Below are 18,703 nucleotides of genomic sequence, written 5' to 3'. Positions count from 1 at the left end.
TCTTTAGTTTAAGTGAAAACTTCACAAACTTATTTTTTACTTTTCTACCCAAATTCGTTTATTTGTAATTTGATTATTTTCAAATTTAAATTTGAAAACATCGGGATTAGTAAGGTTTAGCCATTCTTCAAATCCAAAATTCTCATTATAATATTTTAATAATAAAGACAGTAAGTTTCCGTGTGTAACGATAATAGTATTTTGAGTTTCAGCATCAATAACATCCTCAATAACTTCAACAATACGATTCATTGCCTCTCTACTTGACTCTCCACCTTCATACTGTATGTCTAAGTCTTCATATGTATATTTTAGTTTTTCAAACCAATTAGGCATATTTTCATCACTAAGTATCCGTTCTGATAATAAATTATTAACTTCAATATTAATTTTTAGTTTATCAGCCAATGGCTTTATCGTATGAAGTGCTCTGATAAATGGACTAGAAATTATTCGGTCAACCTTTACCCCGTAAAAGAAGTCAGCTAATTCTATTGCCTGTTTAAAGCCATTTTTAGTTAGTTGTGACTCTCGTGATTGTCCATCAGCTTCACAATGTCTTATAACATAGACCTTATTCAATACAATCACTCCAAAATAGTAATAAATTATTAATACTAGAATCAATGTATGTTTTAGCATGTTTAATACTTTCTATTAATTCACAATCTCTCGAGATTATAAATTCTTCTTTGCCTTATCTGTTTGGATATACTTTTGCGTTAATAAACCTGCATTGTAAACAGAAAAGACCATAATAAAATAAAAGAGGATATCTATAAATCCACTCAATTCAATGACGTTAACAAAAATATGAAAAACAAATAGAACCGCTGTAATAAGTGTAATAATAAATTGTCCTTTGACTGACTTAATCACAGTAACCCTCCCCTCTTAATTTTTCGCCATAACAGCACCATCTAGCTAAGTTGGCTTACCTAACACCTCATTTCTTTCTTCGTTCCAAGCGTAAATAATTTTTTGTTTTTTGGAGCATTATATCGTGTTTCTTGGCAAACTCGAGAAGATGGTCATTAGCTTCCGTTGGTTCCAGTATAGCTAGTCTAATATTCAACCCTTTGTGTAATTTAATAACCGCAGCTTTTTTAAACCACCCTACATCGAAAAACTTAAGTTGTTTTATTTGGTTGGGATAAATATCTTTTTTGAAAATAGATATCTTGAATAGAATAATTAATTGATAAACCAGACGGTCTTCGTGAATGTTAAATTTAAATCGATAAGAACCAAAAAATATGGCAAGCGGTAAAACAAATAAAAAAGTAGTGAAAAAACTTCCGTGAAAACTACTTAGAACATTCCAAAATGTTACGAGACAAATAATACAAATAACTGGTAAGATTTGTGGTCTTACATCGTACATAAAATACTCATTCCTCCTATTGTATTTTTAATTAACCAGGGGACGGTTCAACCGTAAGTGGGAATGAAGTGGGTGTTACGTATCTCCATCATTTCTAACTACATGAATGATCTTTTCTAATTCTTTTACTCTCATATCTAATGATTCTACTTTGTCTGCTAAAGTATTATTTTTATGACTGAGAATATAAACTAAATATGCCGGTATGCCAATTACTACAATCAAAGTGACAAAAATAATGAGCCATTTTACAAACATATCTAATATGGTATCCAACAAAAGCACCTCCCTTGTTATCCATATTACCTAGCTTTTGTCCAACTACTCATTTACAAATTCACTAATTCTATATACTTATTTTAACATAAATTTCCTTTATTTCTTGAAAGAATCACTTTACCGCACTGGGTCAGGAACCAAAAAAACAGAGAAAAGGAACCTGAGTCCCCCTCTAATTAACACCACCGCAGATATAACGATAAGAATATTTCTTTTTTTGTTAATAACCACTCCAACCTTTTAATTAACATACGTTCTTCCAAAAATCTCCGTTCACACTGCGTAGAATCAACAGCTTTTATTCTGTCAATCTTCTACAAAAAGATATCTAACGAAGGGTATGTGAGGACCAAAATGTATAGGTAATTCCTGCAAATAAGGAAGGGTCAATAAGATTAGTAATTGCTTCTGTGTCAGTAATGTACTTTGTATTTATTAAAAATCCAGTAGCTTTTGTCGCACCAATTTCTTTGTCATTTATTGATATAATCCCACTGCCTTTCCATGTGGATTGAATTAAGATATGTGGGAAATTTTCGCTATGTAATTCAATTATATGCTTCTCTTTCATTCCTTTCGAACCAGTCATTTGTCCAACTTCAACCCCGTTTTGTTCTAACTTCCAATGATGCCCTTTACCTAAAGTAAAGGATTGCTGTGAAATTTCATAAGTATCGATGCGAGTTGCAACCTTTATATTCACATCATATATTGGGCTTGTCGCAGGTCTTTCGTGAGGCGGGTGGAACCACCGGTCCATTTTACCAATTTTTTCACCATCTTTTTCCAAATTCAGTGTTTTTGTTGAAGCACCAAAAAGTGGACGATCAAATATAATTTTCATACTTGTCTCCTTCCGTAAAAGGTATTTTTCTCCCCAATCATTGAAGGTAGGTATAGACTTATATGGCATATTTACCCTTCCATTTTAACTACGAAAAACTCTTAAAGAAGTTTCGATCTTAAACAATACCCTGTAAATTTAGTAAACTAATTTTTAATATTTAAATTCATTGGCAGGTGTTTTTGATAAGTTAATTTTGAGCCACTTTTAGGTGTTTCGATCACATGAAAAATGAGCCACACAATTTCCAATTTCAATAATCTCTCTTATGATAGATAGTGACCAAACTACTTCATACTGAGAGGAAGAAAAGGATGATTGATATGGCTCAATATTATAATATCAAATATTTAAAAGAGGTTGAAGGTTTATCGGAAAGAAGCATCGCAAAAAAGCTTGGTATTTCAAGGAATACCGTAAGTAAATATCTTAATCAATCAGAACTCCCCACGGCGATTAATAGACAAAGAATCTATGGATCCAAACAATATTCAGATGAAACGAAACGAGTATTGCCAATCATCGATCAGTGGCTAGAAGATGATTTGAAGCATTGGGCGAAACAAAAACATACGGCAGCTAGAATCTATAAGAGACTCGTTGATGAGTATGCATTTAAAGGCTCGGCATCTAATATTCGAAAAGTGGTTGCTAAGCGTAGAAAGAAACTTCAAAAAGTATTTATTCCTTTGGAATTTCAACTGGGACATCAATTTCAATTTGACTGGGGTGAAGCTGATATTATTCTTCAAGGCCGAATCCTACGGGTTTATCTCTTCTGTATTCAGTTATCCGCTAGTCGCATGCGATTTGTTAGGGCCTATCTTCACGAGAAACAAGAAGCCTTTCTCGATGGTTTTGTTCATGCCTTTGAATTCTTTGGAGGAATACCAACAGAAGGACTCTATGACAATCTGAAAACGGCAGTACAAAAAACTTTAAAAGGAAGAGATCGCATAGAGCAAGAGACATTTCTCGCTCTACAAGCCCATTATTTATTTAAATCAGAGTTTTGTAATGTTCGTTCTGGAAATGAAAAAGGACGAATCGAAGGGACGGTTGGTTATATTCGAAGAAATGCCTTCGTTCCACTTCCGGCAGTTCAATCAATGGAAGAGTTAAATGATTCCTTGAAAGAATGGTGTTTAAAGGAATCAGAAAGGACCATGGTTCCAAATTCCAAAGAGACTGTGGCTCAAATGTGGGAGAAAGAAAAAGGTTATCTACAGGCCCTTCCTGATCAGGTTTTTGAAGCGTGTAAGTTGGTATCATGTCAGGTGAATAAAACGTCTTTAGTTACAATTGAGACCAATCAATACTCTGTTCCATGTCAATTTGTCGGAAAAGCTGTTTGGGCAAAAATTTTTGTCGATCAGGTGATCATAGTGGCTCAAAATCAAGTGATCGCAGAACATTCTCGATCTTATGAACGAAATCAAATGTTTACGAATCTTGATCATTATCTTGACGCTCTACTTAATAAGCCGCGGGCAATAAGAGATGCACACGCCTTTCACTCTTCTGAGATCCCAGACGTATTCAAACGGTATCATCGTAAGATGAGAGAACAAGAAGGAGCGATTGGAGATCAAAAGTTCATCCGTCTTCTCCTCTTACATCGTGAGATTGGCTTGCCCAAGTTAACTCAAGCTTTAATCGAAGCTGAGAAGACTCACGTATTTCGCTATGAGGTGGTTCACGATATGATTCAACAACTTACAAATGAGGGCGTGATCATTCATGACCTTTCAAGAGAAAAAACGCCTACGAATTTACTAGACTATAAAGTTCAAAAGTCGAACGTAGAACAATACGGTTTACTGACAGGAGGGAAGAAATGATGGCCACAACAACGTTACTCCTGGAGCATATGACGAAACAATTAAGAACGCCTACGATCGCTCAAAACTACGAATCTCTCGCAAGAGAGGCTGAAGAGCGGAACCTTAGTTATGAAGAGTACTTGTTAGCTTTATTAGATTTGGAAGTGAAAACACGAGAAGAAAATTTAAAACAACGACGACTTAAACAAGCTACTTTTCCCGTTCATAAAACGTTAGATACCTATGACTTTAGTTTAATGCCCAGCTTAAACCGAAACCGATTTTTAACGTTAGGCCAAGGTGATTTCGTAGAAAAAAAAGAGAATATCATTTTCCTTGGTAACAGTGGGACAGGGAAATCTCATTTAGCAACAGGAATAGGTATTGAAATGATTCAAAATGGATACAAAGTCAAGTTTATAACAGCATCAGAATTGGTAGAAGAACTATTGATGGCAAAGGAAGAACATAAACTAAATGCTCTCGAAAAGAAGTGGCTCAAATTAGATGTGATCATTATAGATGAACTCGGATATGTGCCCTTTTCAAAGGTAGGATCAGAGCTATTATTTCAATTTTTCTCCAGTCGATATGAACGTGCGAGTGTCATCATTACAACCAACTTAGAATTCAGTGAATGGACGAGTTTATTTGGCGATGACAAGATGACAGCAGCTCTTTTAGATCGACTCACTCATCGATCACATATACATTTATTAAATGGCGAATCATATCGTTTTAGGCAAAGTATGAAACAGAATGAAGGAGGCTAAAGAACATGCGAAAGTTGGGAGAGGGTTGCCCCTCCCAACTTCCAATCCTACCCATTAATGGGTGGACAAAGATGACAAGTGGCTCACTTTTAAAGTGATCGCTGTGGCTCAATATTATGTTGACAAAAACAGCAGGAATAGAATAAATCTGAATATCTAGTATTCACCTTTAAGTGACTGCCTTATTTCACCAAAAGAGTTATTCATTTTTATTATATAAATTTAAGCCTAATCTAAATAATAATATAAAGAAAGTTGCAATCAATAGAAAACTTATTGTATTCCAATCTATTCTTCCATTACGAAGGAGGTGAGTCAAATGAAGATGTTTAAGATGTTTTTTAATATCGAAAAAGAAGAGCAATGGCTGAACGAGCAATTACAAAAAGGCTATCACTGTACAAATATAAGCGGATTAGGTATATACACTTTCAAAAAAACTGACAAAAGATATGTTATGCGACTTGATTATCAAGATTTTTACCAAAGAACAAGTTCGAGGAATACAAAGGGATATATGAAGATTTTGGTTGGGGATCTATATAAAGGGGTACTGGCTGGGAGGAATAAGGCATTGGCAAAAAGAAGATGGTGATCAAAATGAAATCTTCTCGGACCGCAAATCAAAGGGTAATTATTATAAAAGATTAATGAGTTATTCATTTGCGTTGGGGATGCTGTGTTTGATATTTTCTTATATGCTTTACAAGGATTCTGGATTTTCGGGATTATATTTTGAAGGTCTTTGGAGCATGGAAGGTGCATTATTTTGGAAAGTATTTTTATTTGAAACTCCATTTATCTTATTGAAGTTGTTTCCCGCAATTCTGGTTGTTTTGTTTGGTAGCAGCTTCTATAAAGCTTATCGAAAGTATCCAATGTTAAAATAAAAAATATGGTGAAACATATTAGACATGATTAATATGTTTCACGGTTATATTGAACTTTATCTCTAATCTTATTTTTCAGTTCAGATAATTTAAATACTCCAGCAAGAGTTATGAAAACAATAATCATTTAATTACTTTTTGAATATACGTTTTTAAATCGTTCACACACCACTAACATATCTGATGAAAATTCCAAATCGTACGCTTTTAATAATTCAGTAAAGAACTTTTCGTGAGCTTCCCACCAAAACCGATAGTCTCCTTCACCTTCTGCTAAAGCAAATTCCTCTGTTACCTCATTCATTGGAACAACCTCTACAGATTGAACTTGAATGACTGCGACTGGCTCTTCCTGAACATCTAAAACGATATTATATTCTCCAACTTTAGGAATAGCTTCATTTTCTAACTCATAAAACAATAACCCTGAAGTTGTCGCTGTCTTCTTTCCCGTAACAACTAAACTGGCTAGCCAATCTGCAGAAACTCCGAATTGAAAAGCCTCTTTGTATTCAATATTTTTCTTATTATTTGTTTCACAAAATTCACTCCAAAATTGTTGTACTCTATTATTCATATATAATCATCCTTTAATAGAAAAACATCCCTTTGTTTTTGCATACCTTCATGAGAATTTACACGATACACGCCACACTTGTTGTCCCTCCTGATTTCTAGACAGTTAAGTGGCTCCAGTATAGCTAGTCTAATTTCAACCCTTTGTGTAATTTAATAACCGCAGCTTTTTTAAACCACCCTACATCGAAGAACTTCAGTTGTTTTATTTGGTTGGGATAAATATCTTTCTTGAAAATAGATATCTTGAATAGAATAATTACTTGACTGTTTAAATTAAGGCAGATATCCGAATTTTTTAAAAAGTATTTGCGAATATATACTTTTTTGTTGGCAGCGAGTAGCTCTCTAACATTTAGTCCAAGTAATAGTGTACCAGCTTTGCTTTAATGATTTTTCACTATTCATTGATAAATGTAGAAATTGCAGACTAATATATGCCCCCAAAAAAAGTTCCAGACCCTCAGCAATTTAAATTTATGCCGTACTAGGGGTCATGAACCATAAAACACACGTAGTTGAGTATTTCAATGCCAATTTATTGTTCACGTTCTTGTTTTACTTGTTTTTTATAATATATACTTAAAATTATAGCAATTAAAAATCCTGCAGAGTAAACGATGTCTTTTATAAGACTATCGAAAGAAAATACGATTGATAGGATAGAAAACACAAATAATGTTCCAACGAGAATTAAAAATACAGTGCTTCTTTTTTCGCTTGATTTCAATTTTCAACCTCCATTTGCTCGACCCTTTGTTGTATTACCTGCAATTTTGTTGAATGAGGCTAACCACAGCTTAACGCGCTATCACACTTGCTAGTTCAAGAAATATTTTTCTAAGAAAATTTCTATATTTTCTTCATATTTTTTCCAAAGTATACTAATGAAGTCGTTACTAAGATAAAAGTAATTAAAATATATTTCAATCTTCTCCTTCTTCAAATAGTCAATTATTGTCTGATTAATATGTAATCTAATAAGTTTTATTGAACTTTATCTCTAATGCTGTTCTTCAGTTTAGAAAATTTAAATACTCCAGCTAGAGTTAAGAAAACAATAATAGATAAGGAGCCTAAAGCTTTATATTCAAAATTAATCACTTCGAACCAAAATATACTTAATGGGAACATAATTAAAACAGTTAACAAATAAGGAAAAACTAAAACGATGTAGTACCCTATTCCTTTTCTATAACTAAAAAAAGACTGCCATTTAGTTTCGTTCATTTTAAAGGATTTTTTGATAATCAAAATAAACAACAGTGTTATACCAACAAAAGATAGAGAAAATATAACTGTGATTAAAATGTATGATATGACAAAGACAAGAAAATCCAAGTCGACGACCCCTTTATTAATAGATTGCTTCAATACTTCAATCAAACCAGCCGAAGAATATTATCTTTGGAATGTACAATATGTTTAATTCCTGTTTAACAATATATTAGCTGTACAACTTCATAAGAAAACCTTTTTGTGTCAACCAATTGTAAATAAAACCTCTTGTTAATCTAAAATAACATTTCTTGTTCTTATGTTATCAGACATAATTTCTACTTCCTTCTTCGTTAGAAAGAGAAGGTCCCTGATCCCCGGCACTTTAAAATTATACCGTAATAGGGTGTCAAAAACTTTAATTTTAACAATCATAACCACCAGTAGGTTCAGGGAGTGATTGGTATTTTTCTTTTGGATAAATAATTTCTATATTTATATTATTCATCGTGTCTTCCGATTTATTTAATGCTCTTGATTCTCAAGAGGTAAATTATTAACACGTTATTACCAAATTTATCCTCCTAAATTCCCCTCAAAAGATTCCTGCCAAATAACTTCACCCTCTTCATTCAAAGCTTCAATCTTCATTTTATCTGGTTCCTCTGATAATGACTTCCTTTCAAACTCAATTATGCTATACCAAACTCGCAAATTTTCATTAATTGTAATGATTTCTGCATCATAAACCGTTTCATTCTGTATAACACGGACTGATTGAATTTGGCTATCTGCAATAAAACCATTATAAGTTGAATCTCCGCCAAACCAATTAAAATCTTCAGTTGGATCAAGTTGATAAAAATTAAAGTGTTCTGTTGACCTCTCTTCTAATGAAGACACAATAAGGTTATAACCTGTCTCATCTCTGTAAAAAAATTCATAATATGTATCTTCAACTTCTTTAAACAATATTTCAGATGATTCAGGATAAGGAAGAACTTCGTTAATTAACTCGGAATTCATAATTATTTTTGCTAATTCAAAATTACTAACAAAGAATTCATCTTCAAGTATTTCGATTTGTTTCTTTAACTCTCTATTTTCACCCTGCAAATTAATGTACTCGATAGGGTCAATTTCGTTACCTCCATCCCTAACATTAACCAATTCAGTTTCACTCTCATTTTCTTTTTCTGTATCTTCAATTATATTATTTTCACTTACTGGGTCTCTTAAAAAAATAATAACAAATGCTACTACAACTATTATTGCCAAAAAACTTAAATACTGTTTCTTTTCCATTCTTTGTTCCTCCTAATGGAATATTCTTCTTTTAAGCACTAACCCTATTTTTAAGTTTATATATATAAATTGTAAGTAGAATAGAAGCAAGAACAGAAAAGATAAAGAAAGGATTGCTCCACCATGTAATATTATAATTCGTACCGAAAGTGACTTCATTAGACACTGCGCTTGCTTGTTCATAGGCATCAACAATATCCGGAACATTTGTGACGGATAATATGTAACCAGAAATCCATTGAGAAACTAAAAATATAGCATTTAATGAAAATAAAGAAATAATAAAAATAGATAAAATTTTTATTGGTTTGTTCCTCATATACACACGTCCTTTCTATAATAACTATATTTACGAGGTAGTGTATAAAAGGTTACATCTTAACTAACGTTAATCCGTTAGTTAAGATGTAATCTCTTTATATTATCCAATGGGATTCCTGCTTCAATATAACTTCTTATTAGTTTCCAACCATCATAAGTATCTTTTTTAAAGGTTTGAAAAAATAAGTGTGCAGTATTTAAGGTCTTGCCATGTAAGATCATAGTTGCTGATATAATAACCAATGTTTCATTCACTCTCAATGGGATAGTTGAAATTTCTTTGAGTTCCCACTCTGCATTATTTTCTTTTGCAAAATTGAATCCTTGTTCCCACCCTTGTATTGATTCTTCAAACCCAAAATCTATTATATCTCCATCTGCAATCTCTCTGGCTTTGTAATCCTTCGATATTAAATCTCTTAATTGAGGCAAAGAGGAAGAACGCCAAGCATCTAAATAAGTATCAAGAAATTTTCCAAATAGATTATCCATAAAAGCCCCCTAAATTCAATTTTAAATACAATTCTATATAGAGGATTAATACTCCTTTATTGGAGTATTCTACTCGTTAGTCATTCATGTAGCGCAAGATTAGCGCTACACCATAGAGAATAAGTTTTTCATGGTAGTGCCATAACAAAAGCGATGGCTACCTAACTAAAGCTTTCCTTTTCTTTAATAATTGTTTTTATATTCTATTCGTAAAAGACCATATACATCAACATCTTCATAATTATCTTGTAGTAATCTATTTTGCTTTAATGTTCCCTCTTTTTGTAAACCAGCTTTCTCCAAAACTATTGTTGAGGCTTTATTTATGGATATAGCTGATGCACAAATTTTGTTTAAATTTAATTGGTTAAATCCAAATTCTAATACCCTTTTTATTGCTTCAGTTGCAAACCCGTTCCCTCAATAATCTTTCCCTATCCAATAACCAAGTTCACCTTTATTATTACTTTTATCGATCCTTATAGTAATGGTACCTATTACTTCTTTAAGTTCTTTTAATACTATTGCTAAAGGGTATTCACCCCCCTCTTTAATCTGTTCTGGTTGAATTGCAATCCAATCTTCAGCATATTTCAATTCGTATGGATGTGGAAGCTCGAGGATACTCGCTAATTCCTTGTCGTTTGCCAAATCGCTAATTCGTCTTGCATCTTCTTTTTTAAAAGGCTGTATAATTAATCGCCTAGTTTCTAATTTTAAATACATAATTTATTACCTACTTTTCTGCGATTTTCCTCTCAAAGATTACAAATTATTTAGACATTCATGGATGTGATGGTTGACTTATTTAGGGTTGTCCATATTTGTTGCATGGTGTGCATCATCTTTAACGATGAGTTGGGAGCCACTGATTTTTTATTCATATAATCTTCTTGTCTTTTGGCCATAGTATCATTATCTCCATGTAAAATTAGCGTCGGACAACTGATTTTTTCTAAATGATAAAGATAAAAGTGTTAGTGGCTAGATTGAATTAGAATTCTTAGAAAAGTACCATTACTCCCACAATATTAGTAAAGCCCCTATAACTTCACTCACCTTTCCTTTTTATCAGATTTAACCATGAACACTTCACAAAACTCCCTATTCCATAATCACAAACTAAATAAATCTTCATTCACATTTTAACATAAATTTCCTTTAATTCATTTAAAATTCCAAAAAAAATCACCTGCGAATGTCGATGTGAATTCGCAAATGATTTGTCCTATGATTATCATTCTATTTTTGCTTTCTCCTCTGTTCTATTGACTCGAAAACATAATAGCATATCCAAAAAATAATTGGTATTAAAAATACAAACGGTCTTTGGCTTGTTGGCAGATAAAATATCAATAATAAGCCGATGATGAACATAGGTGGCATTATATAAAGATAATATTTTTTCTTACTCATTTTTTACCTTCTCCCTTACTCACCAAAAATATAAGTGTTTAGAAATGCGTTACGAAATTTCCCTTTTGAATCGTAGTGCTGAAGTAGTTGTTTAAAATCTGGTAGCTTCTCATAGAGTGATATCACCTGCTCCGGTGGAAGTGTAAATAGCTTCCCCCAATGTGGCCGAGCATGGAACGGCGCGAGTTTCTCTTCTATCTTCGGCAACACCTTTTTAACCCCATCCCAATCATCTTTCCAAGTAAAGTGGATCGCAACTGAATCCTGCCTGTAACAAGAGCTCATCCAAAGAGTATCCTTCGCGATTGTTCGAATCTCAGAGATTTGAAGAAGTGGAGCTATGTCCTCACCCAGCTCACTAATTGCAGATAAAGCTTCATAGATATGTCGCCGAGGAATAATATACTCACTTTGTAGTTCCTTTCCACTACTTGGAGTGAAATCCATCTTGAAATGAGGTAACCGTTCATGCCATAGCCCAGTGATGCCCATTTGTTCGGTACAATTCTCTATTTCTTGACCTGGTACTGGGTGTTTGTTTTCCGTTGCAAGTGGCGCACCGAATAACGATGGTTTTAAGTCAAAAGATTCTTGGTCAGTGAGACGGTGCTTTAACCAGACTTGATTGAATGAATCCGTCCTCCAGTCCGTGAATAGACTAACGCTATAGGCACTTGAGACAATGTCGTCGAAATTCTTTAGGAGGTTCGAAAATGGTAAATTTTCGTAGACGTCTTGTCTCATTTGAAACTCTGGAACCACATCGAGAGTCATCTTCGTAACCACCCCCAACCCTCCAAGATTAACGACCACACCATCCATGATTTCTTTAGTGCTATCACGGGAGAAATGAACCACATCTCCACTAGCGGTAACAACCTCCATCGCACAAACTGCTGAAGCAAGACTCCTGTTCTGATCACCTGATCCATGCGTTCCTGTTGCGCAAGCACCCGCAACTGAAATGTGTGGCAAAGAGGCAAGATTTTGCAATCCATAACCTGCTGATTGTAAATAGCTACAGAGATCACTATACTTGATTCCCGCTTCCACAGTAACCGTTTGGTGCTTACGGTCTAATGATACTACTCGGTTGAGATGTTCTGTCGAGATAAGATCCTCAGTCGAGTCTGCAATACTATTAAACGAATGTCGTGTGCCAAGTACTTTAAGATTTTCACATCGAGATACTGCTAGCTGTACTTCTTCCAAACTTTCAGGAACATGAATCCTACTAGTACTATATTTGTAATTTCCTGCCCAGTTTCTCTGGTTCTCCATTTATATACACTCCCATTGTTAAAAAAATATTGTTTGTAGATGGTTGAAGCGTTTCTAGTTTCCAGATATGAAACTAAAATAATACCAATTACCTTGTTAATAAGTATCATTTTCTACTATAGCTTAATTCCTAAGCAATATAATATTATTGCTTGTTGAACATATAGTAGATTCTTCTTAAATCCATATCCAACAAAATAATTTGAAGAGATAGCATCACTACTTACTTCTTCGTTTCTAAAAAATGGTGGGCAAGGATTTAACATTGTTCCTTTATTAGCTAATTCCATCCTTTTTAAAGTAATTTGATACTGGCTTATGTACTTTTCTGTTCTTAAATCTTTTGGCAAAGAATCAGTTAAAACTATATCACTGAATGACAACACAGGGGCTATAATTCCTTTACCTTAGAAAAGTCAGATTGTCTAATAATCACTCCATCTGCCCAATTAGAGATGTATTGTATAACATCCTCTAATTCTTCTTTTTTATCTAAACTCTCAGGAGGAAATAGTATTGAATTTCCACCCAAATCTTTTATTCCTTTTTCAAAAGTTATTCTAGTCCTTAAACTTGATTCTGGGAAGAATAATACGAAGTGTTTTCCATTTAAAACATTACTATAGCCTTGATGCTTTACTTTTGAAGCTAAATAGAATATTTCATTTACTTTCCGTTTAGACAAATCATCTATACTTAGTAAATTCAATAAGGCAACTCCTTTTGTCTTTTAATTTTATTAAATGTTCCTGCTAGTGAGTTTAAGTATATTTACAAACTCAATAAATCTCTATACCTATTTTATCATAAATTTCCTTTCGCTTTTAAAAATTGCCCTACTAATCAGACGATTTGGGACAGAGGTGCCTTGTCCCTCTACAACCAAGTCGCTTAATAAGGTCAATAACACTTTTCGAAATTCAAAGTATTCAGGAAAGCTGAAGGATGAACAGCTCTTCAGATTTTTAAGAGTAGTTAAAGAAGCTTTTCTGTTCTCCCTGTCCAACTACTGAGGCACAAAAGAAAAATAACCCTCCCAAATTATTTCTTACAATTACAGACAAACAAACATGGGAAAAGATACCTGTCCATGTAACCACTTAAAATTAAGTGAAAACAAGCAAAAATTCTCATCTAAGAAGGAAGAAAAGAAAATTCCAACCGCTTCCACAATATGATATAATTTTCCTATATAAAACATTTTTTCTTTCTATTAAATGGAGTATATACAACTAAAGTCATATAACTTTAGGCACCATAGAAAGAGGTGAACATCATGAAGCATTACTTATTACTATTATGCTTGTTTATCACTATCATTTTACAAGCATGTTCCATTCCAAATGAAAATGTTGACACCAGTTTCATTGCAATTGATGGCGAACTTGACCTTTCTGAATGGGACAACGAAAAGTCTTTAATCAACTTAAATGGACAGTGGGATCTGTACTGGAACCAACTACTTGACCCCACTGATTTCAAAAGCGAATCTAAGATCAAACAAACTGATGTTATCGATATACCTAGTGTCTGGCATACACAATCACTAGATGGTGAACCTCTTCCAAAGGAGGGCTTTGCAACTTACAGGCTAGAAGTCTCCATGAACGAAATAAATGAAGTGATGGGACTCAAAATTCCTTACATGCAATCTAATTTCAATTTATGGATTGATGACAAACTCCTAGCTACAAACGGCCAGGTTGGTACGAATGGAGCCACAAGTGTTCCTGAGAAAAAGCCTCAGGTGGTTTATTTTTCACCAAAAAACAAAACATTCTTTGTTACCCTGCAAATATCTAATTATGATTATGATACCGGAGGATTGTTGGAACCGATCATATTAGGAAAATCAGAGAATATTCATCATAGCTACTTCTATGAAACTATTTTACAATCGATATTGCTTGGCGTCTTAATATTCTCGGGTATTTACCATATTAGTCTTGGATTTTTCAGAAGAATCGAGTCTTATTTCTTTTATTTCGGAGCATATTGTTTAGTGGCCGCTTTTCGCTATTCAATGATTGGAAATGTTTACTTCACAAAAATATTCTCCAACATTGATTGGGATCTCGCTATGAAATTGGAGTTCATTAGTCTCTATAGCCATATCCCACTATTAGGCATGGTCTTGTATTTAATGTACCGTAAGCATAGAAGTAATTGGTTCACTTTAAGTAGTAAATGGTTTACTTTAAGTAGTATTATCGTTACGATTTTTTTCGGGCTACTTACTATTTTTACGACAGCACAAACCTACCTATCATTCATTGTCTATTTTCATTTTTATATGATTATAGCGGTTTTTTATGTTCTCACTGTAGCAATTAATTCATTGAAGGAAAAACAAGAGGGAAGTTATTACCTCATTACGGGGTTAGCTTTTTTAATGACCACCGTTCTTTTAGATATTTTCACTTCTTTAAATAACTCTAACACCCCTGAATCGAATTTTTATCCAATTGGTATCATTGTTTTCATCATATGCTTTTCTTTAGTACTATCAAAAAGGCTCTCCTCTTCCCTGAACCTTTCAGTGGAGTTGACCGAAGATTTATCGCAATTAAATAGCGAACTTGAAACCAAGGTAGAACAACGCACACAACAAATCCAACAGTCCAATAAAAAGCTAGCGGAACTTAACGAACAACTAGAAAAAATGGCGCTCATTGATGGACTAACAAATATACCGAACAGAAGACAATTTGATAAACACTATAAGCAGCAATATGAAATTTGCGCACAAGAAAAAACCCCCTTATCCATTCTTTTCATAGATATTGATTACTTTAAAAATTACAATGATTATTATGGACATCAACAGGGCGACGAGTGTTTAAAGCTCGTTGCACAATCATTAAAAGAAGAAAGAGTTAATAAATCAACAGAAGGATTAGTGGCAAGATATGGTGGTGAGGAATTCGTTTATGTGATTCCTCAGCTCAGTAAAGAGGAAGCAGAACAATTTGCCGAAATATTAAACCAGAAAATAGAAAAGTTAGAAATAGTCCATGAAAAATCACTCGTTTCCAACTATGTAACTGTAAGTATTGGGCTAATCACCGTAATTCCAAATACTACTGAAGATATGAATAGCATATTAAAGAAAGCAGATCATGCTTTATATCAAGCAAAGATTGTGGGAAGAAATCAAGTTTGTTCTGCACCTATTATAGAATAACTTTGTAACCAGGGGTGTAACCAAGGGGACGGTTCGGGACCAGTGATAAAGTCTACCAAAATTGATGAAAAAGATGACCAATCACTTTTTACGGTGTTTGGTCATCTTTTTTGTCTTGTCATCATCGATCTACGTTTTATTACTAGGTTCTTAATTAGTTTTAATTTCTAAGAGATTCTCATAAATAAACGGTAAAAACCTTGATATAATAAGATTCTTCATAGAGAAAAGCACCCTAAAATGGGCCTGGTGATGATAAAATTTGGTACCAATAAACTCAATACTCTCATACAATCATCTCTTTTCATAATACCTCTTTAAGCACCACAGCACTTTTTATATTTTTTATTGCTTCCGCAAGGACACGGATCGTTTCTGCCAATCTTCTGAGGCTTTTGTTCCGGTTTTTTCGCTGGCTTTACAAACGATTTTATACTTGGAGATGGCTGAACGAAGGAAGGACGCTGCTTCTCATTCTCTTCTTTCAATTTCTCTTCCGCCTCAGCCATTTCGTCTGGCATGTTGCACTCTTGATAAATATCAATAAGCCTCTCATAGAAAACGTCTCTTTCATCCACGTTATCGATTTTTAATCCTTCTTTAAGAATTCGGATCGCTTTATCCTTGTCCTTATTCTTGTCTACGGCAGAGATCCAGTACATATCCGACCAGTTAATCCACCCAAAACCTGATGTGGGATACAGCTTCGTATGCTCCTTAAAGAGTCTCTCGCCTTCTTCAAGATCACCTAAATGAAAGTATGATTCTGCAAGCGCTCTTTTCATTACTAAAGCGTTATCGCTATGTTTCTTTTTCATAAGTACAATGAATTCAGACAAAAAATCAAGCCGCTTCTGATAAAAACGCTTGTCTTTAAGCGCAGCGTTCGAGATATTCATTTCAACATCCTGCACCCAATTCAATATAAATTGATTTCCTTGGAAACACTCTTCTAATTCCTCTATGTATTGAATGCTATGTTCCTTCATAGCCTCTTTTATGTCTTCCCATAAAGCTAGCCAAACGTCCACAGCCTCTTGATTTTTCCCGTCAGCAGAAAGCTTATAGCCCTGCTGCATTTAAGCATCAATATGATCGTTCACATATTTTGATAAAGTCAGCATTTCTAACTCTCCTTTTAAAAATATAATTATCCTTATTTTAAAGCTAAATTAGCGTTCCATCAATGATTTGTAACACATAATATGCACTGGAAGTCATCACAACACCGAGGGGTACAGATTACAGGTCCCTTGCAAACTCAGAAAACAAACAGGGAAAATATACCTATCCCAGTGTCCCTCTTACCAGTACATTTTCACTCAAATCATAACACCTGAACAAATGAAAAAACACGTGTGACGTTCTTGTACTCTTTCTTTCAGCGATACTAAAGAAGCAAGAAACCGTCACTGTACTTTTAAATTTATAAATTAGTTGGTAGTGACTTCCTGCCTATACATTACCTCCTCCGTTCCATAGAAGCAACTAACTTATTTGGTGAAACTTGTATATAAGCCTAGTATTAACCATTAATTTATGAAATTTATATATTTTATAGATGACTATTGGATGATTCTATTAATAAAAATATTCAGTTAATATGATTTGTAAGCGTTAAGAAAGCGCTTGCATTAAACTGAAGCCGAGAAGGAGGAATGAAGACAGTCTACTAAAGGCTTGTAAAGCATCTAGTGAGACTAAATCTGAATACATTAAAAAGGAGCGTTTGAATTGAAATCAAAAAATAAAAAAGTAATTTATGCCTTTTTGTTTTGTTTTGCATTATTTGTTTCACCAATTATCGTTTCTGCGATTACTTCCAATGAAATTGGTACACATGATGGTTATGATTATGAATTTTGGAAGGATCAAGGTGGATCTGGGAGCATGACTCTTGGAAGTGGTGGCACATTTAGTGGTGAGTGGAGTAATGTAAATAATATACTATTCCGCAAAGGCCAAAAATTTGATGAGACACAAACACATCAGCAACTTGGAAATATATCCATTAACTATGGTGCAAACTACCAACCAGACGGCAGCTCCTATCTTGGAGTATATGGATGGACAACTGATCCACTAATAGAATATTATATTATCGATAGCTGGGGAACTTGGCGTCCACCTGGTGGCACCTCCAAGGGTACCATTACAGTTGATGGTGGAACATATGAGATTTACGAAACCACTCGTACCAATCAACCTTCTATCATCGGAGATACTACTTTTCAGCAGTATTGGAGTGTTCGTACGTCAAAACGTACAAGTGGAACAATCTCTGTTAGTGAGCACTTTAACGCATGGGAAAGTTTAGGCATGCCAATGGGAAATATGTATGAAGTAGCTACAGTGGTAGAGGGTTGGCAAAGTAGTGGAAGCGCCGACGTCTATAGTAATACACTTACGATTGATAGTAGCTCAGGTGGTGGTACTCCACCAGTCAATGGTGGTGGAGGTAGTTCCACTGTCGTACAAGCAGAAGATATGAGCATCAATGGACCTTGGGCACATCAAATTAGCTCACCATTTGATGGCGTTGTCTTATATGGAAATGATGATAGAGTAAGTTACAGCCAATATTTCGCAAACGACACACATAGTTTTTCACTGCGTGGTGCTTCCAATAACAACAACTTGGCCAGAGTCGATTTAAGAATTGGTGGCCAGACGGTTGGTACTTTCTACTTTGGTGATAACTACCCTGCCGTCTATACCATTGATAATGTCCAGCATGGAACTGGAAATCAGGAAATCGAGCTCATTTTGACAGCCAATGATGGCAACTGGGATGCTTACGTGGACTACTTAGAGATTCATTAGGATTAACCACCGGGACGGTTCAGGACTGCTGATAAAGTCCAACTTTTTAAAAGCGAAAAACACATAGAGAGAAATGAGTCCTCAGATTCGATTC

Annotated in this window: 17 protein-coding genes and 3 pseudogenes; 5 read left to right on the top strand and 15 right to left on the bottom strand. The window is 34.2% G+C overall.

Annotated elements, in window-relative coordinates:
* Positions 1-36 precede the first annotated feature (36 nt).
* The 5 genes from ACM26V_RS04715 to ACM26V_RS04695 form a co-directional block, all read right to left on the bottom strand.
* Positions 37-591 (bottom strand): histidine phosphatase family protein, encoded by a 555-nt coding sequence (locus ACM26V_RS04715; RefSeq protein ID WP_416151786.1) that lies wholly within the window; start codon positions 589-591, stop codon positions 37-39.
* 87 nt (positions 592-678) lie between these two features.
* Positions 679-879, bottom strand: coding sequence for a hypothetical protein (locus ACM26V_RS04710; RefSeq protein ID WP_416150289.1), 201 nt, complete (start codon positions 877-879; stop codon positions 679-681).
* A gap of 67 nt (positions 880-946) precedes the next feature.
* Positions 947-1,384 carry a hypothetical protein gene (locus ACM26V_RS04705; RefSeq protein WP_416150288.1) on the bottom strand — a complete coding sequence of 146 codons (438 nt, stop codon included), beginning with the start codon at positions 1,382-1,384 and terminating at the stop codon, positions 947-949.
* 75 nt (positions 1,385-1,459) lie between these two features.
* Positions 1,460-1,663, bottom strand: a complete 204-nt coding sequence (locus tag ACM26V_RS04700; protein WP_416150287.1) for a hypothetical protein — start codon at positions 1,661-1,663, stop codon at positions 1,460-1,462.
* A 328-nt stretch (positions 1,664-1,991) separates the two neighbouring features.
* A complete protein-coding gene (locus tag ACM26V_RS04695; RefSeq protein WP_416150286.1) occupies positions 1,992-2,507 on the bottom strand; it encodes a hypothetical protein in 516 nt (171 codons plus the stop codon).
* A gap of 314 nt (positions 2,508-2,821) precedes the next feature.
* Here ACM26V_RS04695 and istA point away from each other — a divergent pair, with 314 nt between their 5' ends.
* The 3 genes and pseudogenes from istA (at position 2,822) to ACM26V_RS04680 (ending at position 5,993) form a co-directional block, all read left to right on the top strand.
* On the top strand, positions 2,822-4,348 hold the full coding sequence (istA, locus tag ACM26V_RS04690; RefSeq protein ID WP_416150285.1) for an IS21 family transposase: 1,527 nt from the start codon (positions 2,822-2,824) through the stop codon (positions 4,346-4,348).
* Entirely contained in the window at positions 4,345-5,103 is a 759-nt protein-coding gene (gene istB / locus ACM26V_RS04685; protein ID WP_416147913.1) for an IS21-like element helper ATPase IstB, read from the top strand. Before istA ends, istB begins: the two co-directional genes overlap by 4 nt.
* Before the next feature lie 319 nt (positions 5,104-5,422).
* Positions 5,423-5,993, top strand: a pseudogene (locus ACM26V_RS04680) (DUF2812 domain-containing protein).
* A 127-nt stretch (positions 5,994-6,120) separates the two neighbouring features.
* Here ACM26V_RS04680 and ACM26V_RS04675 read toward each other — a convergent pair.
* The 9 genes and pseudogenes from ACM26V_RS04675 to ACM26V_RS04635 all read right to left on the bottom strand — a co-directional run bounded on the left by ACM26V_RS04675 (position 6,121) and on the right by ACM26V_RS04635 (position 13,311).
* A complete protein-coding gene (locus tag ACM26V_RS04675) occupies positions 6,121-6,570 on the bottom strand; it encodes an ASCH domain-containing protein (RefSeq protein ID WP_416150284.1) in 450 nt (149 codons plus the stop codon).
* Between the two features lie 537 nt (positions 6,571-7,107).
* A complete protein-coding gene (locus ACM26V_RS04670) occupies positions 7,108-7,299 on the bottom strand; it encodes a hypothetical protein (RefSeq protein ID WP_416150283.1) in 192 nt (63 codons plus the stop codon).
* A 1,064-nt stretch (positions 7,300-8,363) separates the two neighbouring features.
* Positions 8,364-9,092 carry a hypothetical protein gene (locus ACM26V_RS04665; RefSeq protein WP_416150282.1) on the bottom strand — a complete coding sequence of 243 codons (729 nt, stop codon included), beginning with the start codon at positions 9,090-9,092 and terminating at the stop codon, positions 8,364-8,366.
* Between the two features lie 31 nt (positions 9,093-9,123).
* Positions 9,124-9,411, bottom strand: a complete 288-nt coding sequence (locus ACM26V_RS04660) for a hypothetical protein (RefSeq protein ID WP_416150281.1) — start codon at positions 9,409-9,411, stop codon at positions 9,124-9,126.
* Between the two features lie 77 nt (positions 9,412-9,488).
* The gene (locus ACM26V_RS04655) at positions 9,489-9,905 is read right to left on the bottom strand and encodes a flavoprotein (protein ID WP_416150280.1); all 417 of its coding nucleotides are present in this window, start codon (positions 9,903-9,905) and stop codon (positions 9,489-9,491) included.
* A gap of 183 nt (positions 9,906-10,088) precedes the next feature.
* A pseudogene (locus ACM26V_RS04650) lies at positions 10,089-10,631 on the bottom strand (GNAT family N-acetyltransferase).
* A gap of 705 nt (positions 10,632-11,336) precedes the next feature.
* Positions 11,337-12,602 (bottom strand): FAD-binding protein, encoded by a 1,266-nt coding sequence (locus ACM26V_RS04645; protein ID WP_416150279.1) that lies wholly within the window; start codon positions 12,600-12,602, stop codon positions 11,337-11,339.
* A 116-nt stretch (positions 12,603-12,718) separates the two neighbouring features.
* Positions 12,719-12,952, bottom strand: coding sequence for a hypothetical protein (locus ACM26V_RS04640; protein WP_416150278.1), 234 nt, complete (start codon positions 12,950-12,952; stop codon positions 12,719-12,721).
* A gap of 41 nt (positions 12,953-12,993) precedes the next feature.
* Positions 12,994-13,311, bottom strand: coding sequence for a hypothetical protein (locus ACM26V_RS04635; RefSeq protein ID WP_416150277.1), 318 nt, complete (start codon positions 13,309-13,311; stop codon positions 12,994-12,996).
* Positions 13,312-13,878: 567 nt separating this feature from the next.
* On the opposite strand from ACM26V_RS04635, the gene ACM26V_RS04630 reads away from it, so the two are divergent.
* Positions 13,879-15,786, top strand: coding sequence for a diguanylate cyclase domain-containing protein (locus ACM26V_RS04630; RefSeq protein WP_416150276.1), 1,908 nt, complete (start codon positions 13,879-13,881; stop codon positions 15,784-15,786).
* 317 nt (positions 15,787-16,103) lie between these two features.
* Here ACM26V_RS04630 and ACM26V_RS04625 read toward each other — a convergent pair.
* Positions 16,104-16,205, bottom strand: a pseudogene (locus tag ACM26V_RS04625) (SEC-C metal-binding domain-containing protein); the annotation flags it as partial.
* Positions 16,206-17,520: 1,315 nt separating this feature from the next.
* Between ACM26V_RS04625 and ACM26V_RS04620 the strand changes: the two are divergent.
* On the top strand, positions 17,521-18,609 hold the full coding sequence (locus ACM26V_RS04620) for a glycoside hydrolase family 11 protein (protein WP_416150275.1): 1,089 nt from the start codon (positions 17,521-17,523) through the stop codon (positions 18,607-18,609).
* The last annotated feature ends 94 nt before the right edge of the window (positions 18,610-18,703 follow it).

The organism is Salipaludibacillus sp. HK11 (assembly GCF_047795645.1).
GTDB lineage: Bacteria > Bacillota > Bacilli > Bacillales > Salisediminibacteriaceae > Salipaludibacillus.
The sequence above is the reverse complement of the archived record's forward strand: the minus strand, read 5'-3'. Positions and strand labels throughout refer to the sequence as shown.